This window comes from Streptomyces sp. NPDC046831 (genome assembly GCF_040645305.1).
Classification (GTDB): Bacteria; Actinomycetota; Actinomycetes; order Streptomycetales; family Streptomycetaceae; genus Streptomyces.
Window position 1 is genome coordinate 1 of sequence record NZ_JBEYXZ010000007.1, and the last position, 22,958, is coordinate 22,958.

Here is a 22,958-nt window from a genome sequence, read left to right on the forward strand (position 1 = left end):
GCACCTGAAGGCGGCGGCGGAGCGCATGGGCGTCGGCGACACCTTCCACATGGCGCCGGTCGGCGTGTTCTTCGGGGACGGCAAGGACGCCGACGGCACGGCGACGGCCGGGCCAGGTCAGAGGACCGCCGACCCGTACTTCGGCGGGGCCGGCCCGGAGCGCACGGCGTGCACCGAGTGCGGGGAGTGCATGACGGGCTGCCGACACGGCGCGAAGAACACCCTCAACGAGAACTACCTGTACCTTGCCGAGAAGGCCGGCGCGGTGGTGCACCCGATGACCACGGTCGTCTCGGTCACGGACGACTCGCGCGGCGGGTACGCGGTCGCCACGCTGCCCACCCACGACCGGAAGAGGAGCACGGGCCGCGTCTTCACGGCCCGCCGGGTCGTCCTCGCGGCCGGCACCTACGGCACCCAGACGCTGCTGCACCGGATGAAGGCCGGCGGACAGCTGCCGTACCTCTCCGACCGGCTCGGCGAACTGACCCGGACCAACTCCGAGGCGCTCGTGGGCGCCCAGACGGACAACCGGCGCTACCGCAGGGCGACCGGCGTGCCGGCGGCCGACTTCACCCGCGGCGTCGCCATCACGTCCTCGATCCACCCGGACGAGAACACCCACATCGAACCCGTCCGCTACGGCAAGGGATCGAACTCGATGGGAAGCCTGTCGATCCTCCAGGTCCCCTACGCGGAGGGCTCCTCACGGATCGCGGCCTGGCTGCGGAACGCCGCCCGCCACCCGGTGCTGGTGCTGCGGTCGCTGTCGAACCGGCGCTGGTCGGAGCGGACCATCATCGGCCTGGTGATGCAGTCCCTGGACAACTCCCTGACCACGTACCTGAAGCCGGGCGGGGTGGGCAAGGGCCTGCTGACGGCCCGGCAGGGCCACGGCTCGCCCAACCCCAAGCAGATCAGGGCCGCGACCGAGGGCGCCTCCGCGCTCGCCGCCGAGATCAACGGCTTCGCCGGCTCCAACGTGGGCGAACTGATGGGCACTCCGCTGACCGCGCACTTCCTCGGCGGCTGCCCGATCGGCGCCTCCCGCGAGACCGGCGTCATCGACCCTTACCACCGCCTGCACGGCCACCCCGGCATCTCGGTCGTCGACGGCGCCGCGGTCTCGGCGAACCTGGGCGTGAACCCGTCCCTGACCATCACCGCCCAGGCCGAACGGGCGATGTCGTACTGGCCCAACAAGGGCGAGGCCGACCCCCGGCCGGCGCCGGGCGCCGCCTACGAACGCCTCAAGCCGGTGGAGCCGGTGTCACCGGCCGTCCCGGCGGACGCGTTCGGCGCGCTGCGGCTGCCGTTCCTGGGGATGCCGGCGGTGCCGCCGAAGAAGTGACACGGCACAGCCGGCAACCCCCGGCGGTGCCCGGCACAGCAAAGAAGGACCTGCGCCCCCCTCCTGGCGCAGGTCCTTCCCTGTTTGGTGCGCAGTGCCCCTACGGCGCGCTGAACCCGCGCGCCGACGGACGCGTCACGCGCTCGCGCCGGCCTTCCGGCGGCGCACCAGCACCACCGCGCCCGCACCGGCGACGACGGCGGCACCGCCGACGAGGCCGATCATCGGCAGGGCGGAGCTGGAACCCGTCTCGGCGAGGCTGCCGGTGACCGGGAGCTGCTCGGACCCACCCTGCGGCTTCAGGTCGCCCTGCGGCTTCCCGCTCGGCTTCTCGCCGTTGGGCTTGGAGTCGCCGACGTCACCGGGCTTGCTGCCGGCCTTGACGACGGTGAATTCGTAGCTGTCGCCGTTGCCGTTGCAGGCGCCCTTGTCACCCGCGTACACGGCGGTGCTCATGGCGAAGGAGGAACCCGCGGGAGCCTTGGCGCTGACCTTCACCCGGAGGTCCATGTCGACCTTGGCGCCCTTGTCGATGGCGTCGATGACGCCGACGAAGGTGCCGCTGGCGTCACCCGAGTCGTCGCCCATCTGGTACGAGTCGGTCCACCTGCCGGTCTCGGGGTCCCTGAACTGAAGCTGGGCGAGGTCGTACGCCAAGGAGTCGTCCAGGTTCACGTCATCCGCGTACTCGGTGATCGTGCTCACCCAGACGTTCTTCAGGTCCTTGCTCGACTTGTTCTTCACCGAGAAGGTGAACCCGTGCCAGCCCGACCCTGCGACGATCTTGCTGGGCAGGCCCTTGATGGTCACCTGCAGCTTCTCGTCGAGGTTGAAGTCGTTGCACTCGTCCGGAGTCCAGTCGCCGGGCTCCGACGGGGTGGACGAGGGTGCGCTGGTGGAGGGGCTGGCCTGGGGCGCGCTCGTGGAGGGGCTGGCCCCGGGAGCGCTGGTGGACGGCGTGCTCTCCGGCTCGCTGGTGGGCGGAGTCGACTCCGGCTCGCTGGTGGGCGGGGTGGACTCGGGAGTCGACTCCGGGGCCGACTCGGGGGCCGACTCGGACGAAGACGAGCTCGGCGGGGTGCTCGGCGTGTCCTCCGCGAAGGCGGACGGAGCGGACAGCAGCGCCAGCGGGGCTATGACAGCCGTCGCGGCCGCGGTGACCATGGCGCGGCGAAGCTTCATGAAGACCTCGGGAAGTCGGAGTACTGCACGGCGCAGTACAAGCTCTGAAGAGGCCTCCGCGTGTGGGGCGCGGGACGGCCCGTGTTCGAGAGGTGAGACCCGGGAGGCCTGTGAAGGGTTGCACGGCCACTCACACATTTTTTATGTGGCCTGTGTCACAGGAGTGAAGATGTCATGAGGGGCCCTTGGGACGGCGGCGAAGGATCCCGCCGACCGGCTCCGGGAGTCCCAGGAGCCGGCCGTTGCCCGGGTGACCGGACGGCTGTCCCCTGCCGTCCGGCCACTTGCCCGGAGCGAGGTCCCACGACGCACGGCACGATCCGCACGCCTCACCGCCCCGGGGAGCCGCACGTGGCGTCCTCTCGGGTCCGCCCCTGGCCGGCACGGACACCCGGATCAACGACGGGGCGCGTGGGGCGGTCACGCGCCGTACGGGTGAGGGCGGCTGCGCACGGCCCGTGCGTCCGGCCGGTCCGGGGCCCGGCACTCCGGGCACGGCGCCGGGGGCACGGTCCGCGGGCCGGGTGCGGGAGCCGTCCGCCCCGGCGGATCAGATCTTGCCGCGGCACAGCTCCAGCAGGGTCATCGCGAGGGTGGTGCCCGGCTTGCCCAGCGCGTCCCTGTAGTGGCTGAGGATCTCCATCTCGCGGGAGAGGTTCACGCGCCGCCCGCCCGAGGTGATCCGGGCCTCCTGGATGACCGCGGAGACGGCCATCCGTTCCTGGACCAGGCCGATGATCCGGTCGTCGAGCGCGTCGATGCGCTCCCGGGCGTTCGTGATCACGTCCGCGGCCTCGTCGGTGCGGGCGCCGGTCCGCTCGGTGGCGGCGGCGGATGCGTGGGGCGCCGCGCAGGCGTGGGCGGCGGTGGTCGCGGTGGCGGTCATGTCGGGGGCTCCTCGTCGGATGAGAGGCGTGCCCCGGGCGGCAGGACCCGGAAGACGCCAGACGCCCCGGGCCTTGTCGGCCCGGGGCGCCTGGGAAGTCGCTTGTCAGATGATCAAGCAGCACGACCATGGCAGCCGGCGGGCCGGGTGCCATAGGTAAAGAAGAAGGTCGTCCGCGTGAACATGGAACCCAGTATGCCGTGGTGCGAGGTGACGTCCAACACGGTTCGCATCATGAGACCGGCCCCGGGCCGGGAGAACCGCCGCGCCGGGCGGACGGGACGGGCCGCTCGCGGGTCACCGCCCCCGGGCGGCCGGGCCGGCTCCCACGGCCGTCTCGGTAGACTCGGTGAGCACAAGGACCCGCCCCAACCGCCGGAAGGCACCCCGTGTCATCAGCGACCCCCGCTGCCGCCGCCCCCGACACCGTGCTGGTCGTCGACTTCGGTGCGCAGTACGCCCAGCTCATCGCCCGTCGCGTCCGCGAGGCCCGGGTCTACAGCGAGATCGTGCCCAGCACCACGCCGGTCGACGAGATCCTCGCCAGGAACCCTGCGGCGATCATCCTCTCCGGCGGGCCCTCCTCGGTGTACGAGGACGGTGCCCCGACCGTGGACCGCGCCCTGTTCGAGGCGGGCGTCCCCGTCTTCGGCATGTGCTACGGCTTCCAGCTCATGGCGCAGACCCTCGGCGGCACCGTCGACAACACCGGTGCGCGCGAGTACGGCCGGACCGCCCTGACGGTCTCCAAGCCCTCCTCCACCCTCTTCGAGGGCACCCCGGGCGAGCAGTCGGTGTGGATGTCCCACGGCGACGCCTGCTCCGCCGCCCCCGACGGCTTCACCGTCTCGGCCTCCACGGACGTCGTGCCCGTGGCCGCCTTCGAGAACGACGAGAAGAAGCTCTACGGCGTCCAGTACCACCCCGAGGTCATGCACTCCACGCACGGCCAGCAGGTGCTGGAGCACTTCCTCTACCGCGGCGCCGGGCTCACCCCCTCCTGGACCACCGGCAACGTGATCGAGGAGCAGGTCGCCGCCATCCGCCAGCAGGTCGGGGACAAGCGGGCGATCTGCGGCCTGTCCGGCGGCGTGGACTCCGCCGTCGCCGCCGCCCTCGTGCAGAAGGCCATCGGTTCGCAGCTGACCTGCGTCTACGTCGACCACGGCCTGATGCGCAAGGACGAGACCGCGCAGGTCGAGAAGGACTTCGTCGCGGCCACCGGCGTCCAGCTGAAGGTCGTCGACGCCGAGGAGCGCTTCCTCACCGCCCTGAAGGGGGTCACCGACCCCGAGGAGAAGCGGAAGATCATCGGCCGCGAGTTCATCCGCGTCTTCGAGCAGGCCCAGGCCGAGATCATCGCGGACGAGGGCCCCGCGGTGGAGTTCCTGGTCCAGGGCACGCTCTACCCGGACGTGGTCGAGTCCGGCGGTGGCACCGGCGCCGCGAACATCAAGTCCCACCACAACGTGGGCGGCCTTCCCGAGGACCTCGAGTTCAAGCTCATCGAGCCGCTGCGCAAGCTGTTCAAGGACGAGGTCCGCATGGTCGGCCAGGAGCTCGGCCTGCCGGACGAGATCGTCCACCGCCAGCCCTTCCCCGGTCCCGGCCTCGGCATCCGCATCGTCGGCGAGGTCACCAAGGAGCGCCTGGACCTGCTGCGCGAGGCCGACGCCATCGCCCGCGAGGAACTGACGGCCGCCGGCCTCGACCGGGACATCTGGCAGTGCCCGGTGGTCCTGCTCGCGGACGTCCGCAGCGTCGGCGTCCAGGGCGACGGCCGCACCTACGGCCACCCGATCGTCCTGCGCCCGGTCTCCTCCGAGGACGCCATGACGGCCGACTGGTCGCGCCTGCCGTACGACGTCCTCGCGAAGATCTCGACCCGGATCACGAACGAGGTCCGGGACGTCAACCGGGTCGTCCTCGACGTGACCAGCAAGCCGCCGGGGACCATCGAGTGGGAGTGAGCCCCCCGGCTCACCTGCGGCGGAGGGTGCGCACCGGCTCTTTGGGCCGCCAGACCCGGACGACCAGGTACGTGTCGTCCTCGACGTAGGTCCGCACGACCTCCGTCAGCTCGGTGCGGAAGAGGTGGAACGGCTGCGGCGGTTCCACCTCTTCCCCGTACGCCCCCTTCACCCGCGGATCGTCGACCTCGACCGCGCGACCGCCGACGCGCACGTCGCCGCCGTCCGTCCCGGTGCCCGCCCCCGGGTTGGCCTGGAGCGCGAACCGGGGGTCGCGGCGCAGGTCCAGCGCCTTGAGCGAGCCCGGCATCATGCCGAGCCACAGCTCGCCGTGGAGGAACCGCACCTCCAGGCCGGTGGTGCGGGGCGAGCCGTCGCGGCGCAGGGTCGCCAGCACGTGGTGCCGGTGGGCCGCGAAGCGCTTCTCGACGGTGGCGGCCAGCTCGGGTTCCGCGGCGGCGAGGGCCGCCCAGTTCGTTGCCATACGGCGAGTGTGGAGCCGATACCCGACATCCTCTGTCGGGTATGCGGGCGCTCGCCGGCCCGGGAACGGCCCCGCCGCATCTTTACGGAACAGTTCTGTCCTACCGCCCCCAGCCGGGGGTACTTTCCCGCCCGTGAACCAACCCAGTGCCCAAGGCCCACCGCAGCGGCCCACCCCGCCCCCGCCCCTGCCCACCGACCGGCTCCGGTTCGCGATGCCGCCGAGGCACGAGACGGTCGCGGACGAACGCCGCCACCGCAAGGAACGGCTCGCGGGCGCGCTGCGGCTGTTCGGGCGTCAGGGGCTCGAGGACGGCGTCTCGGGACACATCACCGCCCGCGACCCCGAGTTCAGCGACTGCTTCTGGGTCAACCCCTTCGGGATGCCGTTCCGGCACGTCACCGTCAGCGACCTGGTGCTCGCCAACCAGGACGGCCAGGTCATCGAGGGCCGCTACCACGTCAACCAGGCCGCCTTCACCGTGCACGCCCAGGTCCACGCCGCCCGCCCGGACGTCGTCGCGGTCGCCCACTGCCACTCGGTGCACGGACGCGCCCTCTCCTGCCTCGGTGAACTGCTGGACCCGATCACCCAGGAGAGCTGCGCCTTCTACGAGGACCACGCCCTGTACGACAGCTATTCGGGTGTCGCCGTCGACGCCGGGGAGGGCCGCCGGATCGCCGCCGCGCTCGGCTCCCGCAAGGCGCTCGTCCTGCGCAACCACGGGCTGCTGACGGTGGGCGACTCGGTCGACGCGGCCGCCTGGTGGTTCTTGTCCATGGAGCGCTCCTGCCAGGTCCAGCTGGCCGCGCGGGCGGCCGGCCGGCCGGTGCTGATCGAGCACAGGCTGGCGGTGGCGACCCGGGAGCAGCTCGGCGGGGACCTCGTGGCGTGGATCAACTACCAGCCGCTGTGGCAGGAGATCAGCCGCAGCGAGCCGGACCTGCTGGACTGAGGACCGGTAGGGGCGGGACGGGCGGCCGATCCCGACCCCGCCGGGACGCTTCCGGCGGGGTCAACACGGCGATCCGCCCATCACCCGCACTGACCGGGCCAGGGCGACGCGGGTGACGTGTCGTAGGGCACAATTCGCTGTCGTCGCAGGGGAGTTGTCTGGCGGTCCGGGTGGTGGATCCGGGCCGTGGTGTGACGGTCCGGATGGTGGGTCCGGGCCGGTGTGAGGTGTGGATCCGGCCCGTGGTCCGGGTCGGGCTCCGGGTCGTGGGGAAGGCGGGCGTCGGACGTGGCGGTGCAGGAAGCGAGAGGCGGCACGGGGGGCGGCACCCACAAGGGGGGCTGCGCCTGCGGGGACTGCCCGCACGGGGCACGTGAGGGGCACCGCCGCGCGGTCGCCGCGTTCCTGCGGAAGCGGGACGAGTTCGCCGCCGGGCAGGGCCTGCCGGCGGCCGTGGCCCATTCGGCGTCGGCCTCCCGGCAATGGGTCTCCGAGGAGCTGACCCAGTCCGCGGAACTCGTCGCCGAACGCAGCCGTGCCGAGGCCGAGGCCTGGCTCGCGCGGTTGTGGCGCCGGACCGTGTGCGCGGTGGGGGCGGTGGTCGTGCTGCTGCTCCTGGCGCAGGCGCTGACCGCCGTCGGTGCCGGGTGGACCGCGGCGCGCACCGCCGGGCTCCTGGCCGCGCTGGTGACGGCCGGCGCGCTGACGGCGGCCTCGTGGTTCCACCGCGCCCGCGGTGGAGCGTCGGCGCCCGTCATCGGCGAGGACAACCGGCTGTCCACGTCGCGGGCGGTGGCGGCGGCGTGGGTGCTCTTCGTCGCCTACGCGGTCCTCGTCCTGGCGGGCCGGCTGGCGGCGGCCTCGGACCACGCGGAGCGCGACGCGCTGATCTCCGGGCTGGAACTCGCCCGCGGCGCGGGGGTGGTGACGGTGCTCGCCGTGGTCTGCGCCGTCGCGGTGCTGGTGCGGCGAGTGGTCGGACTGCGGGTGCTGGGGCAGCGGCTGCAGAAGGTACGGGCGGACCGCCCGCGCGCGGCCGACCTCCTGACCGACGACGCCGGCCGGGGCACGTTCACCGACATCCAGTACGTGGTGATCAGCGCCGTGGCGGTCGTGTTCGCGGCGGTGCGGCTGGCCCGCCGGCCGGACCAACTGCCGGACCTGCCGTGGGGTCTGGCGGTGGTCGTGCTGGTGTCCGCCGCGACGTACCTGGCCGGCAAGTACGCCGAGGGCGGTCGGCCGGTGATCCTCTCGGTGGTGCGGGCGCGGGAGGCCGGGGACCTGGACGGGCCGATCCGCACGGGTGACGACATCGAGATCCGGGGTGCGGGGTTCGTCCCGCCGGGGGCGCAGGGCGCCGACCGGCTGTCGCGGATGGTGGTGCGCATCGGCGCGGTCAACGTGCGCGTGCCGCTGGTGCCGGTGACCGGCGGCTTCAGCAACCCGACGGACGCGGTGCTGACGGTGCCGGTCCCGGTGGATGTGGAGCCGGGGCGGGTGCTGGTCCAGGTGGTCACCGCGGCGGGGGTGGAGACCAACGGCTACACCATCCATGTGACGGAGTGACGGAGTGACGGAGTGACGGAGTGACGGAGTGACGGGGACGGGGACGGGGTGACGAGGGGTGGGGCGACGGAGGCTCGGTGACGGGGTGGGGGGCGCGGCCGTCAGGTGAGGACCGCGTCGCCGGCCCCTCCGTCACCCCTGCGGGCAGTTGTGCCGCGTCACCCCACAGGCAGTCACGCCGTCCCGCTCCGCGCGCACTTGTGCCGCATAACCCGTGGGCAGTCGTGCCGTGCCGCGCTGCGAGCCGGACCGCCGGCAACCCGTGGAAAAGCCGGAGCTGGTTACTCCCTGCGCCGGGCGGGTGTGCGCCGGGTGGCTCCCAGCAGGGGTGAACTCGTGGCGAAGTCGGTAAAAAGGGTTCGTCGGAATTGAGTGACTTCCGATTGTCGTACGTATGGTCTGTTGAAGGACGAACGGCTCGGCGGTGAGAGGCGGCTGGCGGCGATGACTTACGGCGTTCGTATGGACACGCACACCTCGCAGGAGGAGCGAAGCGGAGACTGGCGGGACGTCGCCACCCGATACGCGCTCCTGCCCTTGCGGATCTTCCTGGGCGTGACCTTCGTCTACGCCGGTCTGGACAAACTCACCGACAGCGCGTTCCTGAAGAGCGCCGGCTCCGGGTCGATCGGCGATCTGATGCGCTCGGTGCGCGACTCCTCCGCCATCCCCGCCCTCGTCGACCTCTCCCTGAAGAACCCGGTCGGCTTCGCCTACGCCATCGCGCTCGGCGAACTGGCCGTCGGCATCGGTATCCTGCTCGGTCTCTTCGGCCGCATCGCCGCGCTGGGCGGAGCGCTGATCTCCCTGAGCCTGTGGCTGACCGTCAGCTGGGCGTCGACCCCCTACTACTACGGCAACGACCTCGCCTACCTGATGGCCTGGCTGCCCCTCGTCCTGGCCGGCACCCCGCTGCTCTCCCTGGACGGGATGCTGCGCGCGCGCCGCCGCCGAGCGCACGGGTACCTGTAGTCACCCCGTCCCGTCCGTCCCCGGTTCACCGGCGGGCGGGCGGGACGTCCGCTTCCGGTGCCTGCGTACGGCCCCGTTGAGGACCGCCGCCGCGCCCGCCAGGCAGAGACCGCCCACGACGAGCGGGACCACCGCGAACCAGGGGGCCTCCCAGGCGCCGCGGGCGTCCCCGGCGTAGGCGACGCCCGCGGCGGTGAGGAAGAGGCCGGCGACCAGCTTCCCCGGCTGGAACTCATGACGCAGCACGGCTCACCTCCGCCTGTCCCGCTCCGACCCGCAGGTCGAGCTCGATGGTGCCGCCGGCCCCGGCGCCCGGTGCGGGGGGCAGCGTCACCTGCCGGTACTTGCCCGGTGCCACGTCCACGTCCTTCGCCCGGTCACCCGGCAGCTGGATGTCGCCGACGCCGACGTCTATGGTCGCCTTCACCGTCACCCCCGGCGGCAGAATCACTCGCAGCCGTCCCAGCCCCACGCGCGCCCTGGTCGCCACCGTCCGGTTCCCGGCCACGGTTATTCGGGTCAGGTCCAGGGTGCCGTCCCCCGTGCCGAGGGAGTACGCGGGCTTGACCGAGGTCGTCGCGGCGGGTCTCCAGGTCGTGTCGGTCCAGTGGGTGGTGATGTCCTCGGGCAGGGCGGTCGAACCGGCGAGCAGGCCCGCCGTGACGATCGCCAGCAGCACCGAGCCGGCGCCCGTACGTCCCAGGAAGGCACTCAGGGCTATGCCGACGCCGAAGACGACGAGTGCGCAGGACAGTCCGGTCTGCAGGCTGGTGCCGAGCGTGTGGTCGTGCCAGGTGCCGCCCGTGCCGAGGGCGCCCGCGACCAGGGCGAGCAGGAAGGTCCAGCCGCCGGTCCAGCGCGCGCCGCGCCGGCGGGGCGGTCCGGGGGCCGACGCGCGCGGGCCCTCGCGGCCGGTCCGGTACGCGCCGCGGCCGATGGTGACCGCCGCCGCGAGGTCCCGGTCGCGCGAGTCCGCCGGGCCCCACAGGTAGCCCGTGCCACCGTCGTGGGTGCCGTCCTTGACGATGGGGTCCCGCCACCAGGAGGGGTAGGCGGCGGGGGCCGGGGGCGCCTGGGCCTCCGGCGGCGCGTCGGCGACCGCCTGCGCGGCCAGCGGATCGGGGTCGGGCGCCCCGCGGTGCTGCGACCAGTACCCGGCGCCCGCGAGCAGCAGGGACAGGACGGCGCCGAAGGTCAGCACGCCGGCGTTGCCCAGCATCGACAGGAACACCCCGCAGCCGACCAGCGCGAACAGCACGCCCGCCAGCGCCTGGCCGTCGACGCGGCCCGTGAGGAGCTTGCGCACCTCGTTCTCGTCCTCGTCGTCGTACGTCACGAAGAGCCAGGCGAAGCCGTAGAAGATGAGGCCGATGCCGCCGGTCGCGGCGAGCACGGCCAGCGTGATCCGGAAGATCACCGGGTCCATGTCGCACTGCCGTCCGAGCCCCGCGCACACGCCGGCGATCATCCGGTGCCGCCGGTCGCGCCGGAAGCGCAGGGCGGGTCCGGCCTCTTCCGGGGCCGGCTGAGCGGCAGCCTCCGGACCCGCTCGCCCGCCGGCGTCCGGACCCGTTCGTGCGCCGGCGTCCGTCCTCGCCCCCGCGCCGCCGGGCGCGGCGTCCGCCGGCGTTCCGGGCGCCTCCGTCGTCCCCGCCCTGTCCGCCTCCCCTGTCCGGCGGGCTCCGTCGGCCGTGCCCCGCTGTCCACTTGTTCCCCGCGCGCCCGGCTTCCCGGGTGCGCGGCGTTCCTCACGTCCACCCGCACCCGCGCCGGCCGCCCGGTCCGCGCCGGGGCCCGGGCCGCGGTCCGGGCCCGTCGGCGTGTGCTGGTGATCCGTCATGCGTCCATGGTGCACGGGTGTACCGTCGTGGCGGCAGTCGGGACGACCCTGGCCGAACCCTGATATCGGCCCGGAGCCGGGCCCGGGATGTGTTCGACGGGCCGCCGGCGGACCCGGGAGCCGCCGCGGACCGCGCGGCACGGCGACCCGGCGGCCACGGCGTGCGGACCGTGTCGCCGGAGATCAGGGGAGTCTCCGGGGCCGACCCTGATGCCTCCGAACCGGCAGCCGTGTGACCATCGGTGGCATGCCGGAAGCCGCAGCACTGCCCCTCGACGCCCCGCGGCCGCCGCGCAAGCTCTACCGCAGCAGCGACGGTCGCTGGCTCGGCGGGGTGGCGCGGGGCCTCGCCGGGCACCTCGGGCTGCCGGTGGTCTGGGTCCGGCTCGTCTTCGCCGGCCTGTTCATGGCCGACGGCCTCGGCGCGCTGTTGTACGCGGCCTTCTGGTTCTTCGTGCCGCTCGGCGTGGGCGGCGTCGGCGGTCAGAAGCCCCCGTCCTTCGTCACCGCGGAGACCTCGCCCGACGGCCGGCGCCGGCTCGTCGCGCGCAAGCCGGACAAGGGGCAGATCGTCGCCCTGCTGCTCATGGTCGTCGTGGCCATGGTCTTCGTCAGCAGCGTCAACCTCGGCAGCGGCGCCAAGGCCTACCTCCTGCCCGCCGTCCTCGTCGGCGCGGGCGTCGCCCTGGTCTGGCGGCAGGCGGACAACGCCCGCCGGGCCCGCTGGGCCGAGGTGGGCCGCCGTCGCCGTACGCTCACGCTGCTCCGTTCCGGCGCCGGTGTCCTGCTGGTCACGGCCGGCGTCTCCGGAATCTTCGTCCTGCAGGGCTCCGCCGCCCACCTCGGCGCGATCCTGCAGGCCGCCCTCGCGGTCCTCGTCGGCATCACGCTCCTCGTCGGCCCGTACCTCGTGCGCATGACCCAGGACCTCTCCGAGGAGCGGCTGATGCGCATCCGCGCCCAGGAGCGCGCGGAGGTCGCCGCCCACGTGCACGACTCGGTGCTGCACACCCTGACCCTGATCCAGCGCAACGCGGAGAACGCGGGCGAGGTGCGCCGGCTCGCCCGCGCCCAGGAGCGCGACCTGCGGGCCTGGCTCTACAAGCCCGAGGGCACCGGCAAGGACGAGGCCGACGAACCGGCCACGCTCGCCGACGCGGTCAGGCGCAACGCCGCCGAGGTCGAGGACAAGCACGGTGTGCCGATCGAGGTGGTCGTGGTCGGCGACTGCCCGCTCGACGAGCGGATCGGTGCCCAGATGCAGGCCGCGCGGGAAGCCATGGTGAACGCCGCCAAGTACGGTGGCGACGGCGGCGCCGTGGCGGTCTTCGCCGAAGTCGACGGCAGGACGGTCTTCGTGTCCGTCCGGGACCGCGGACCCGGCTTCGACCTCGACTCCATACCGGCCGACCGCATGGGCGTCAGAGAATCGATCATCGGCCGCATGGAGCGCAACGGCGGCACGGCCCGGTTGCGCGCCGTGCCGGGCGGCGGCACGGAGGTCGAACTGGAGATGGAGAGGGCGGAGAACACGTCATGAGCGACCCGACCGAGGCGAACGGTACGGCGGGACCGGCACAGGAGGCCGGAACGGCCGACGGCGGTGCGGGCGGGAGACACGTGCGCGTGGTCCTCGTCGACGACCACCGCATGTTCCGCACGGGCGTCCAGGCCGAGATCGGCCGGACCGAGCAGACCGGCGTGGAGGTCGTCGGCGAGGCAGCCGACGTCGACCAGGCGGTCGCGGTCATCACCGCGACCCGGCCCGAGGTGGTCCTCCTCGACGTCCACCTGCCCGGCGGCGGCGGGGTGGAGGTCCTGCGGCGCTGCGCCGCGTTGACGGCGGACACGGAGCGGCCCGTCCGCTTCCTCGCGCTGTCCGTCTCCGACGCGGCCGAGGACGTCATCGGTGTGATCCGCGGCGGCGCGCGGGGATACGTGACCAAGACGATCACGGGCGCCGATCTGATCGACTCGGTCTTCCGCGTCCAGGAGGGCGACGCCGTCTTCTCACCCCGCCTCGCCGGCTTCGTCCTCGACGCGTTCGCCTCGACCGACGCCCCGCCGGTCGACGAGGACCTGGACCGCCTCACCCAGCGCGAACGCGAGGTCCTGAGGCTCATCGCCCGCGGCTACGCGTACAAGGAGATCGCCAGGCAGCTGTTCATCTCGGTGAAGACGGTCGAGTCGCACGTGTCGGCGGTCCTGCGGAAGCTGCAGCTGTCCAACCGGCACGAGCTGACCCGGTGGGCCACGGCACGCCGGCTGGTCTGACCACCCACGGGCCCCGCCGGCCGGCCCGTGCCCCGCTGGGCAGCGCGGCCGGTGCGAGCGGTCGACAAGCCGCCGACCCGTGTTCCGGCCGGGCCCTCACACCACCCGGGTGGCACCCGAGAACGGCATCTCGTCGATCGGGGCCACGCGGACCGGCGCCGAGGGGTTCGGGGCGTGGATCATGAGGCCGTCTCCGACGTAGATGCCGACGTGACTGACACCGGAGTAGAAGAACACCAGGTCGCCGGACAGCAGGTCGGACCGGGAGACGCGGCGGCCCGCGCCGATCTGCGCGTAGGTCGTGCGGGGCAGCGCGACCCCCGCGGAGCGGTAGGCCGCCTGCACCAGCCCCGAACAGTCGAAGGCGTCCGGCCCGGTGGCGCCCCAGACGTAGGGGCTGCCGAGCTTCTGGTACGCGTAGGCGACGGCCGCCGCGGCACGGGGGGTCGGCGCCTGCGCCGATCCCGGGGTGCCGAGGCCGTCACGCGTGCCGCCCACCGCGCGTGTGGATCGGCCCGGGTCGCCGTCCCGGCCGATGGCCGCGCGCTGCCCGGCGGAGAGCCGGGCCAGCAGCCGCCGGGCCTCGCCCAGCTTGCCGGTGACGGTCTTCTTGTGCCGCTCGAGTTCGGCCTGCCGTGACCGCAGCGACGCCGACTCGACGCGTGCCGTCCCGCGCAGCCGCTCGATCTCCCGCAGGTACCCGCGCACGCGCGCCACGGCCGCCGCCCGGCGGTCGCCCGCCCGCTCGGCGAGCGCGGCACCGTCCAGGTACCGCCCGGGGTCGTCCGACAGCATCAGGCGGAGTGTGGGGTCGAGGCCGCCCTCCCGGTACTGCGCCGCCGCCACCGAACCGAGGGCTTCCCGCGCCGAGTTGAGTTCCTGCTCCGTGCGAGCCGCCCGGTCCCGCAGCGTCCTCAGCCGCCGCTCGGCCGCGTCCGCCGACTCCTTCGCCCCGTTGTACTTCTCGGTGGCGGCCTCCGCCTCCCGGTAGAGCCCGTCCACCCTCGCCTTCACCTGCTCCGGCGTCGGCTGCGGATCGGCGTGCCCGGTCCCGCCGAAACCGGCCGCGGTGGCCGCGCCCGCGAGGGCGACCGTGACCGCCGTACGGGCCGTGCTGCCGCCCAGCGGGCGCCGGTGGGGCCTGCGGTGCGCTGCCACGTGGAGCGTCACGTCCCTTCTCACGACCGCGCGGGGCGGTATGCGCGTCCGGCGGCGGCCCGCACAGGGGAGCAGGGCCGCCGCCGGACCTTTCGGCGGTGGCGTCCGGCTGCCGCCCCTGGCCCGGGCGGCAGTGGTGGGGAGCCGGTCACCTGGGGCAGGACGCTAAACGTGGGCGTGTGGGGCCGGTGACAGGATGTGCGGAAGTGACGTCAGAGGGCCGGTTGCCGACCGTAATTGACCGCGCTCCCGGACCGGTGGTTCCGCCTTGACGTGAGGGGATGACCGATGCCGTGGTGTGCGGAGCGTCGGCGGCCGGTGAAGTGCTATGGGCCGGACGAAGGCGGCTCGGCGGGGCCGCGTAGGCTCCCGGGCCATGGACGTACTCATCCATCTCTTCGTCGGTCTGCACATCGTCGGCATCGCCGCGCTCCTCGGTGGTTTCCTCACCCAGATGAAGGCGATGGGCCAGGGCACCGCCCGCTTCGTGCCGGGGATGCTCCACGGTGCCCTGACCATGCTGGTCACCGGTGTGATCCTGGTCGGCCTCAACCAGGCCGACGACCAGCACGTCAACAACATCAAGATCGGCGTGAAGCTGGCGCTGCTGATCGTGATCCTGGGCCTGGTCTACGTGAAGCGGGACGAGGAGAAGGTGAGCAAGGGAATGTTCGGGCTGGTCGGGCTCCTGACCACGGCGAACATCTTCATCGCGGTGCTCTGGACCTGATCGGCACGGGCGAACGCGCGCCGGTCCCCGGGACCGGCGCGCGTTCGCGTCCACGCCCGCTCCCGGCGGCGACGGCCGGCCGGTCGCGCCGGCCGCCGTGCACCGGGCCGAGCGTCCCGCGCGCATCCGGCGGAACGCGCGGCGCGGCGGAGCGGCCGGCGCGTGGATACGCGCACGGGTCCCCCGTGCCGTGCCGGGCCGGGGCGCCGCCGGATCGGGCCGGAGACGCCCCGGAGCACAGCCACGCGCCGCCGGTCAGGCCGGGCGCACCACGCTGTGGATCGCCGACTCGCCGTCGTAGTAGATGGACTCCTCCCGCACGTAGGCGCCGGGCTTCGGGGCGTGAATCATCATGCCGTCGCCGATGTAGACGCCGACGTGGCTGATGTCGTCGTAGAAGAAGACCAGGTCCCCGGGCCGGGCCTGGGAGAGCGGAACCGTCGTCCCCGCGTCGACCTGGTCGTAGGTGGTGCGCGGCAGGGTGACGCCGGCGGCCTTCCAGGCGGCCTGGGTGAGTCCGGAGCAGTCGTAGGAGCCGGGGCCCGTGGCGCCCCAGACGTACGGCTTGCCGATCTGGTCGCGGGCGAAGGCGAGGGCCTTGTCGGCCTTGGTGGCGGAGGAGGGGTCCGACGTCGAGGAACCCGTCGGCCCCGTCGGGCTCCCGGACGGCTCCGCGCCCGGCCCCGAGGTGCCGGCGTCCTGTCGCGCGGCCTGCTCCGCCGCCTGAGCCGCCTGCTGCCGGGCCAGCTCCGCCGCCTTGCGGGCGGCCTCCTGCTGCCGCTGCTCCTGGAGGGCCGCCAGCCTCGCCTTTTCCTGCGCGTTCAGGGTCGCCAGCAGCTCGCGCGCGTCCGCCAGCTTCCGCTGGACGGTGATCTTGGCCGTCTTGATGTCGCCCTGCGACTCGGTCAGCGTCTCCAGGCTGCGGGTGGCCTCCCGCCGCTTCTCCATGGTCGCCGACTGCTGCGTGACGTAGTCGTCGACCATGCTCTTCTGACGCTCGGTCAGCCTGCTCATCAGCTGCGCCTGGTCGAAGTAGTCCTGGGGCGTGTTCGCGAGCAGGAAGGTTGCGGTGTCGGGCGCGGAGGCTCCGGTGCGGTACTGGGCGGCCGCGAACGACCCCAGCCGCTCCCGTGCCCTGTTGAGCCGTTCGGTGCGCTTGGCCACGTCGTCGAGGAGAGTGGCGACGCGCTTGCGCTGCTTGCCGGTCTTCTCCTTGGCCGCGTTGTACTTCTCGGTCGCCGACTCGGCCTGGCGGTACAGGTCGTCGACCTTCTTCTCGACTTCTTCGATGCTCGGCCTGTCGTCGTCGGCGGGGGCGGCGTTGGCCGACTGGGCGAGCAGGGCCACCGAGGTGAGGGCGGCGGTGGCCAGGGCGGGGGTGCGTATGCCTGCCACACCCGTACCCGTGGGACGCGTCTTGCGGTGCGACGCCAAGGGAGGCGACTCCTTCCATCGTCCGCCTACCGGGTTAGCTGTCGGGTTCGGGCGGGTGGTTCGGAAGGGTTGCCCTACGGTCCGTGCTCGCGTGGAGGTGCGGAGGACCGATTCACCCCGGGGTTCGGTGTGGGTCCCCGGCTCCGGCCCGCATGGCGGCGAGTCCGGACTCGGCGGAGGCCGCACGGCCGGCGACGTTCGCCGGAGAGGGTCGTACGGCCCGACGGCACGCTAGCCAACTGGTGTGGCTGTTGTGAAGGTTGGTGCACGATATGCCCGATACATTTTCGTGACCCGGCGCGCGTTCGCCGTTCCGGTGATCGTCCGGCTTCGCTCGGTGAGGAGATCTTCCGGTCGGTCGGCCGTGGCCGGGTGGGGGCAGTCATGACCTATCGCGCTCGATCGGTCACCGATATGACCTGATCGCGGTCGGTCGTCGTCGGTCGTGGACGGTCACCGGCCGGCCGGAGCGGGCGATGTTTCAGGGCGGCGACGGGTTGTCGGTGCGGAGCCCTAGACTCGTAGAGCGATGAGCAGCCTCTTTGACGACAGCTTCCTGGCCGACCTCCAGGCCCCGCGGGGCCACGAGGAGGAGCCCCCGCCGCCCGAGGACGATCACGCTCCGGAACCGGTTCCGGACGATCTGTTCGGGGGGAAGTTCGACGTGCCGCCGGACCGGTGGGACGGCGCAGGCCGGAGCGCGGGAGGGTACTACCGCGACGGCGCCCCGCGTCCGGTCGTGGACGCCGCCGCGCTCCTGCAGGGGCTCAACGACAACCAGCGCGCCGCGGTCGTGCACGCCGGTTCGCCGCTGCTCATCGTGGCCGGCGCCGGCTCCGGCAAGACCCGTGTGCTCACGCACCGCATCGCCTACCTGCTCGCCGAGCGGGGCGTCCACCCCGGCCAGATCCTCGCGATCACCTTCACGAACAAGGCCGCGGGGGAGATGAAGGAGCGCGTCGAGCAACTCGTCGGCCCGCGTGCGAGCGCGATGTGGGTGATGACCTTCCACAGCGCCTGCGTCCGCATCCTGCGCAGGGAGTCGAAGAAGCTCGGCTTCACCTCGTCCTTCTCGATCTACGACGCCGCGGACTCCAAGCGCCTGATGGCCCTGGTCTGCCGCGATCTCGACCTGGACCCGAAGCGCTACCCGCCGAAGTCGTTCAGCGCCAAGATCAGCAACCTCAAGAACGAGCTGATCGACGAGGAGGACTTCGCCGCCCAGGCCACCGACGGCTTCGAGAAGACCCTCGCCCAGGCCTACGCCCTGTACCAGTCGCGGCTGCGCGAGGCGAACGCCCTCGACTTCGACGACCTGATCATGACGACGGTCAACCTGCTGCGCGCCTTCCCGGACGTCGCCGAGCACTACCGCCGCCGCTTCCGGCATGTCCTCGTCGACGAGTACCAGGACACCAACCACGCCCAGTACGCCCTCGTGCGGGAGCTCGTCGGCACCTCCGAGCACCCCGTGGACGTACCCCCGGGCGAGGACGACGTCCCGCCGGCCGAGCTGTGCGTCGTGGGTGACGCCGACCAGTCGATCTACGCCTTCCGCGGCGCGACCATCCGCAACATCCTCCAGTTCGAGGAGGACTACCCGGACGCGACGACCATCCTGCTGGAGCAGAACTACCGCTCGACGCAGACGATCCTGTCCGCCGCGAACGCGGTCATCGAGCGCAACGAGTCCCGGCGCCCGAAGAACCTGTGGACCAACGCGGGCGCCGGTGCCCGGATCACCGGGTACGTCGCGGACACCGAGCACGACGAGGCCCAGTTCGTCGCCGACGAGATAGACCGTCTGACCGACGCGGGCGACGCCAAGGCCGGCGACGTCGCCGTCTTCTACCGGACCAACGCCCAGTCCCGGGTGTTCGAAGAGGTCTTCATCCGCGTCGGCCTGCCCTACAAGGTCGTCGGCGGGGTCCGCTTCTACGAGCGCAAGGAGGTCCGGGACGTCCTGGCCTACCTGCGGGTGCTGGCCAACCCCGAGGACTCGGTGCCCCTGCGCCGCATCCTCAACGTGCCCAAGCGGGGCATCGGGGACCGCGCCGAGGCGATGATCGACGCCCTCGCCCAGCGCGAGAAGATCAGCTTCCCGCAGGCCCTGCGCCGTGTCGACGAGGCGTACGGCATGGCGGCCCGCTCCACGAACGCGGTCAAGCGGTTCAACACGCTCATGGAGGAGCTGCGCACGATCGTCGAGTCGGGCGCCGGCCCGGCCACGGTCCTGGAGGCGGTCCTCGAACGCACCGGCTACCTGGCCGAGTTGCAGGCGTCCACCGACCCGCAGGACGAGACCCGCATCGAGAACCTGCAGGAACTCGCGGCCGTCGCGATGGAGTTCGAGCAGGAGCGGGGCGAGGGAGAGCCGGGCACGCTGGCCGACTTCCTGGAGCAGGTGGCGCTCGTCGCCGACTCCGACCAGATACCCGACGAGGAGGACGGCGACGGCGTCATCACGCTGATGACCCTGCACACCGCCAAGGGCCTGGAGTTCCCGGTCGTGTTCCTCACCGGCATGGAGGACGGCGTCTTCCCGCACATGCGCGCCCTCGGCCAGACCAAGGAGCTGGAGGAGGAGCGGCGGCTGGCGTACGTCGGCATCACCCGCGCCCGCGAGCGGCTCTACCTGACCCGTTCGGCGATGCGCAGCGCATGGGGCCAGCCGTCGTACAACCCGCCCTCCCGCTTCCTGGAGGAGATCCCGGCGGCCCACGTGGACTGGAAGCGGACGGGAGGCTCGTCGGCGATGTCCTCCGGCCCGGCGTCCGCGGTGGCGGCCTCGCTGTCGTCGTCCCGTTCGCGTTCGTCGGCGTCCGGCGCCTCCGGGTTCGCCACGCGCCGCACCTCGGACAAGCCGGTGGTGTCCCTGGCCGTCGGGGACCGGGTCACCCACGACCAGTTCGGCCTCGGCACCGTCGTCGCGGTCAAGGGCACGGGCGCCAACGCGGAGGCGACCATCGACTTCGGCGACACCAAGCCGAAGCGGCTGCTGCTGCGGTACGCGCCGGTGGAGAAGCTGTAGTCCCACGGGACGGGGAAGGGCCCAGGCCGTTCGGCCGGGGCCCTTCCCACGTTGCGTCGAGAGCCGGGCCGCCCGCACGCCGGACAACCGGAACGTCGGGACCGCCAGGCGGGGTCGAGGCCGTCAGGCGGGGTTCAGGCCGTGGCTGCGCAGCCACGGGAGCGGGTCGATCGCCGAACCGCCGCCCGGCCGCACCTCGAAGTGGAGGTGGGGGCCGGTCGAGTTGCCGGAGTTGCCGGAGTACGCGATCGGCTCCCCGGCCTTCACCTGCGTGCCGGAGGGCACCCGGTAACTGGAGAGGTGGCAGTACCACGTCTCCGTGCCGTCCTTCGCGGTCAGGATCAGCATGTTGCCGTACGCGCTGTTCCACTGCGTCCGGACCGTGCCGTCGGTCGCGGCCATCACCGTCGTCCCGTACGACACGGGGAAGTCGATGCCGGTGTGCAGCGACATCCAGTTCACGCCGGCCTGGCCGTAGTAGGCGCTCAGCCCCTGCTGTTCGACGGGCAGGGCGAACTTCGGACGCAGCCGCTCCTTGCGCGCCGCCTCCTCCGCCGCCTTCTTCTTCTCGAGTTCCTGCTGCGCCTTGAGGTCGATGCGCTCCTGGGTGCGGCTGGCCCGGTCGGCGAAGTCGTCGGCGCCGGCGGACAGGCTCTGCAACTGGGTGTCGAGCTTGATGTTGGCCGCGGACGGCTGCACGGCGTGCGCCTCGGACGCGGCCGCGGAGGTGTCCTTGCCGTCGTCGGTGAAGGTGCCCACCGAGGCGGCGGCGATCCCGGCGACCCCCATCACGCAGGCCGAGGGCACGGCCACCGTCAGCAGCGCGGAGCGCCTGGCCGGGGGACGGCGGCGGGAGCGGGCCGCGCCGCGGCTTGCGGCACGCGAGGACGACGCGGCGAGCGGAGTGACCTCTTCCTGGTCCTCCAGCAGCGGCGCGTCGGCGGGCGGCTCGCCGGTCCAGGCGGGGTCGTCGTCCGGGTGCCCCGCGTCGTACGGGTCCGTTTCGTAGTCGCCGGCCGGGCCGGAGTCCGTGAGCTGCTCGAAGGTGGCGGTCGCCTGCTGGTCGAAGGGCTCCGCCCGCTGCTCGTACTCGTCGTAGGCCCCGGGCGTGGCGGCGGAGCCGTCGCCGTCGGTGTTCCACTGGGTCGCGTCGTAGGCGCCGGTGTCGAAGGCCTGTGTGCCCCAGTCCCACTGCTGGGTGCCGTCCTCGGCGGCGCCGGACGCGTCGGGCCGGAGCCAGGCGCCGGCGTCCCACTGGCCGGTGGCGTCGACGGGCCCGCCCTGGTGCGGGATGGAGGCCAGGTGCTGGTAGCCGCTCGTCCAGCCGGTGCTGTCGTACGCCCCGGTGTCGTAGGCGGCGTGGTGCTGGGCCGCGTAGGGGTCGTAGGCCGGGGTCTGATGGCTGCCGGTGGTCCAGTGGGCGGTGTCGTAGGCGCCGGTTGCGTTGCCGTCGCCGGGGTAGTCGCCGAAGAGGGGGTCGGTCGCGAAGTGCGCCGTGGTGTGCGTGCCGGTGTGGAATCCGGTGGCGTCGGCGGAGCCGTACGTGGTGAAGTCGCCGTACGAGGCCTCCTGTCCGCCGTACGACGCATAGGTCGTCGAGGCCGCATCGGAGGCCGGAGTCGGGGTGGTCACGGTCCCCGACGGGTGACGGTCGTTCACCAACTTCTCTTTCGCCTCGACAACAGGGGCTGCCAGAGCAGTGCGGCGACTGTACCCGGCGGTACGCGGGCGCGACAATCTTCCACAGGTTTCCCGGGGGCAGGAAACGGGCATTCGGCTGTGTTTAGGCGGGGCCCACACACGGCTTTGGCTTTGTGTTCGAGACCTGTTCGAACCCGGTTGGCCCTCGGTCCGGGCGAGCGCGCGTGGACGAACGGACGCTGGACGGGCCCGAGGGACTCGGTGACGTGTTCGGCGTCCAGCGCGTGAGCGCCTTCCGGTACGGGGCGCCGTCACGCCACGGTCAGGCCGCCCGCGCGTCCCGTGAGCTCGTCACCCGGCCGCACGGTGTCGAGGGCCTGCCGTATGCCCGCCGCGACGGCGGGGTGCAGGGGCAGGGCCAGATGGCCGATGCCGCTCACCCGTACGTTCTCCACGCTCAGGTCGGGGTGGTCGATGCAGGCCGCGTCGAGCGGGTCCATCACGTGGTCGAGGTCGCTCCAGAAGCTCACGAAGTGCGTACGGCACCCGGGCGCGGGGCCGGCCAGTTCCTTGATCAGCTCTGAGTTGGGCCGCATCTGCCGCACGATCGGGTGTGCGTTGGCCAGCGGCGCGACCCGGGTGCCGGCGTGCGGGGTGCCCAGGGTGACGAGGGTGCGGACCCGCAGGTCACCGCCGAGCCGCTGCACGTAGTAGCGGGCGATCAGCCCGCCCAGGCTGTGCCCGACCACGTCGACGCGCCTGCTGCCGGTGCGCTCGCAGATCTCCTCGATGTGCCGGCCGAGCAGCTCGGCCGCGGTGCGGATGTCGCAGGTCAGCGGCGAGTAGTTCAGGGACTCGACCCGGTGCCGGCCGTGCTGGGCGAGGTTGCGGCGCAGCAGGACGAAGACCGAGCGGTTGTCGATGAAGCCGTGCAGCAGCACGACCGGGGGCTTGGTCTGCGTGGGCAGTTTCGTCGTGCCGTCCGGCGCGGGAAGGGGGCAGGGGGCACCCCGGCGCTCCTGGACGATGCCCGACGGATACAGCAGGACGTGGCCCGCGAGGATCGCGCACTCCAGGGCGGTCGCCTTCAGCAGGGACAGTGAGAGCCCGGCGAGCTTGACCGGCAGCAGGCGCTGGCAGAACGGGACGAGCGGCTCTGCGACCTTGGTGACCTTCATGGCCGACCTCCTGTCGGCACGCGGCAGGGCGGCGGTGCCCCCCGTGTGCCCTCGCGGGCGGACGCGGCGAAGGCGGAGGGCGTGATGTGCGAGGGGTGTGCGGAGCGGGTCCGGCGCGTGGCGTGGGAGACGCCGACGCGGTGACGGGGCGGTTGCCTGCCCGTACGCCCGCGTCCGCGGGGTTCCCCGTTGTGGTGCCGTGCCTGCCCTGTGTTCCCCTCGTACTCTCGCCGATGCGTCGTACCACCGGTGCGCGCGGCGCGCGACGTGGTGGTGCGACGGCCTCGCCGCGGCTCCCTTGGCGCA

The 22,958-nt window shown here is 72.8% G+C and carries 18 protein-coding genes and 1 riboswitch; of the genes, 9 read left to right on the forward strand and 9 right to left on the reverse strand.

Annotated features, from left to right (window positions below):
- Nucleotides 1–1,351 (forward strand): GMC oxidoreductase (locus ABZ920_RS08930; protein WP_361500467.1); only part of this gene is annotated, 1,351 nt, incomplete at its 5' end.
- Nucleotides 1,352–1,486: 135 nt separating this feature from the next.
- On the opposite strand, the gene ABZ920_RS08935 is transcribed toward ABZ920_RS08930, so the two are convergent.
- Together ABZ920_RS08935 and ABZ920_RS08940 are read right to left on the reverse strand one after the other, a co-directional pair.
- Nucleotides 1,487–2,533: an LAETG motif-containing sortase-dependent surface protein gene (locus ABZ920_RS08935; RefSeq protein ID WP_361500470.1), complete on the reverse strand. Its 1,047-nt coding sequence runs from the start codon at nucleotides 2,531–2,533 to the stop codon at nucleotides 1,487–1,489.
- A 550-nt stretch (nucleotides 2,534–3,083) separates the two neighbouring features.
- Nucleotides 3,084–3,419, reverse strand: coding sequence for a chorismate mutase (locus tag ABZ920_RS08940; RefSeq protein WP_361500473.1), 336 nt, complete (start codon nucleotides 3,417–3,419; stop codon nucleotides 3,084–3,086).
- Between the two features lie 389 nt (nucleotides 3,420–3,808).
- On the opposite strand from ABZ920_RS08940, the gene guaA reads away from it, so the two are divergent.
- Nucleotides 3,809–5,389, forward strand: a complete 1,581-nt coding sequence (gene guaA / locus ABZ920_RS08945) for a glutamine-hydrolyzing GMP synthase (RefSeq protein ID WP_361500476.1) — start codon at nucleotides 3,809–3,811, stop codon at nucleotides 5,387–5,389.
- A gap of 10 nt (nucleotides 5,390–5,399) precedes the next feature.
- Here guaA and ABZ920_RS08950 read toward each other — a convergent pair whose 3' ends face one another.
- Nucleotides 5,400–5,873 carry a pyridoxamine 5'-phosphate oxidase family protein gene (locus tag ABZ920_RS08950; protein WP_361500479.1) on the reverse strand — a complete coding sequence of 158 codons (474 nt, stop codon included), beginning with the start codon at nucleotides 5,871–5,873 and terminating at the stop codon, nucleotides 5,400–5,402.
- A 133-nt stretch (nucleotides 5,874–6,006) separates the two neighbouring features.
- On the opposite strand from ABZ920_RS08950, the gene ABZ920_RS08955 reads away from it, so the two are divergent.
- The 3 genes from ABZ920_RS08955 (at nucleotide 6,007) to ABZ920_RS08965 (ending at nucleotide 9,366) form a co-directional block, all read left to right on the forward strand.
- A complete protein-coding gene (locus ABZ920_RS08955; RefSeq protein WP_361500481.1) occupies nucleotides 6,007–6,828 on the forward strand; it encodes a class II aldolase/adducin family protein in 822 nt (273 codons plus the stop codon).
- Between the two features lie 288 nt (nucleotides 6,829–7,116).
- The gene (locus ABZ920_RS08960) at nucleotides 7,117–8,394 is read left to right on the forward strand and encodes a hypothetical protein (protein ID WP_361500484.1); all 1,278 of its coding nucleotides are present in this window, start codon (nucleotides 7,117–7,119) and stop codon (nucleotides 8,392–8,394) included.
- Between the two features lie 462 nt (nucleotides 8,395–8,856).
- Complete coding sequence (locus tag ABZ920_RS08965; protein WP_361500487.1) at nucleotides 8,857–9,366, forward strand: DoxX family protein; 510 nt, start codon at nucleotides 8,857–8,859, stop codon at nucleotides 9,364–9,366.
- On the opposite strand, the gene ABZ920_RS08970 is transcribed toward ABZ920_RS08965, so the two are convergent.
- Complete coding sequence (locus tag ABZ920_RS08970) at nucleotides 9,367–9,612, reverse strand: hypothetical protein (protein ID WP_361500490.1); 246 nt, start codon at nucleotides 9,610–9,612, stop codon at nucleotides 9,367–9,369.
- The gene (locus tag ABZ920_RS08975) at nucleotides 9,599–11,206 is read right to left on the reverse strand and encodes a PspC domain-containing protein (protein WP_361500493.1); all 1,608 of its coding nucleotides are present in this window, start codon (nucleotides 11,204–11,206) and stop codon (nucleotides 9,599–9,601) included. Before ABZ920_RS08975 ends, ABZ920_RS08970 begins: the two co-directional genes overlap by 14 nt.
- A 247-nt stretch (nucleotides 11,207–11,453) precedes the next feature.
- Here ABZ920_RS08975 and ABZ920_RS08980 point away from each other — a divergent pair, with 247 nt between their 5' ends.
- Nucleotides 11,454–12,746 carry a PspC domain-containing protein gene (locus tag ABZ920_RS08980; RefSeq protein ID WP_361500496.1) on the forward strand — a complete coding sequence of 431 codons (1,293 nt, stop codon included), beginning with the start codon at nucleotides 11,454–11,456 and terminating at the stop codon, nucleotides 12,744–12,746.
- Entirely contained in the window at nucleotides 12,743–13,480 is a 738-nt protein-coding gene (locus tag ABZ920_RS08985; RefSeq protein WP_361500499.1) for a response regulator transcription factor, read from the forward strand. Before ABZ920_RS08980 ends, ABZ920_RS08985 begins: the two co-directional genes overlap by 4 nt.
- 96 nt (nucleotides 13,481–13,576) lie before the next feature.
- On the opposite strand, the gene ABZ920_RS08990 is transcribed toward ABZ920_RS08985, so the two are convergent.
- Nucleotides 13,577–14,638 (reverse strand): NlpC/P60 family protein, encoded by a 1,062-nt coding sequence (locus ABZ920_RS08990; RefSeq protein ID WP_361500974.1) that lies wholly within the window; start codon nucleotides 14,636–14,638, stop codon nucleotides 13,577–13,579.
- A gap of 376 nt (nucleotides 14,639–15,014) precedes the next feature.
- Here ABZ920_RS08990 and ABZ920_RS08995 point away from each other — a divergent pair, with 376 nt between their 5' ends.
- The gene (locus ABZ920_RS08995) at nucleotides 15,015–15,368 is read left to right on the forward strand and encodes a hypothetical protein (RefSeq protein ID WP_361500502.1); all 354 of its coding nucleotides are present in this window, start codon (nucleotides 15,015–15,017) and stop codon (nucleotides 15,366–15,368) included.
- 255 nt (nucleotides 15,369–15,623) lie between these two features.
- Here the strand turns inward: ABZ920_RS08995 and ABZ920_RS09000 are convergent, their stop codons facing one another.
- Nucleotides 15,624–16,802 (reverse strand): NlpC/P60 family protein, encoded by a 1,179-nt coding sequence (locus ABZ920_RS09000; RefSeq protein ID WP_361500505.1) that lies wholly within the window; start codon nucleotides 16,800–16,802, stop codon nucleotides 15,624–15,626.
- Between the two features lie 7 nt (nucleotides 16,803–16,809).
- Nucleotides 16,810–16,973, reverse strand: a riboswitch (cyclic di-AMP (ydaO/yuaA leader).
- Nucleotides 16,974–17,331: 358 nt separating this feature from the next.
- Here ABZ920_RS09000 and pcrA point away from each other — a divergent pair.
- Nucleotides 17,332–19,833, forward strand: coding sequence for a DNA helicase PcrA (gene pcrA / locus ABZ920_RS09005; protein ID WP_361500507.1), 2,502 nt, complete (start codon nucleotides 17,332–17,334; stop codon nucleotides 19,831–19,833).
- A gap of 123 nt (nucleotides 19,834–19,956) precedes the next feature.
- On the opposite strand, the gene ABZ920_RS09010 is transcribed toward pcrA, so the two are convergent.
- Both ABZ920_RS09010 and ABZ920_RS09015 read right to left on the reverse strand, forming a co-directional pair.
- Complete coding sequence (locus ABZ920_RS09010) at nucleotides 19,957–21,492, reverse strand: M23 family metallopeptidase (RefSeq protein ID WP_361500510.1); 1,536 nt, start codon at nucleotides 21,490–21,492, stop codon at nucleotides 19,957–19,959.
- A gap of 293 nt (nucleotides 21,493–21,785) precedes the next feature.
- Nucleotides 21,786–22,652 carry an alpha/beta fold hydrolase gene (locus tag ABZ920_RS09015; RefSeq protein ID WP_361500512.1) on the reverse strand — a complete coding sequence of 289 codons (867 nt, stop codon included), beginning with the start codon at nucleotides 22,650–22,652 and terminating at the stop codon, nucleotides 21,786–21,788.
- Nucleotides 22,653–22,958: the final 306 nt, after the last annotated feature.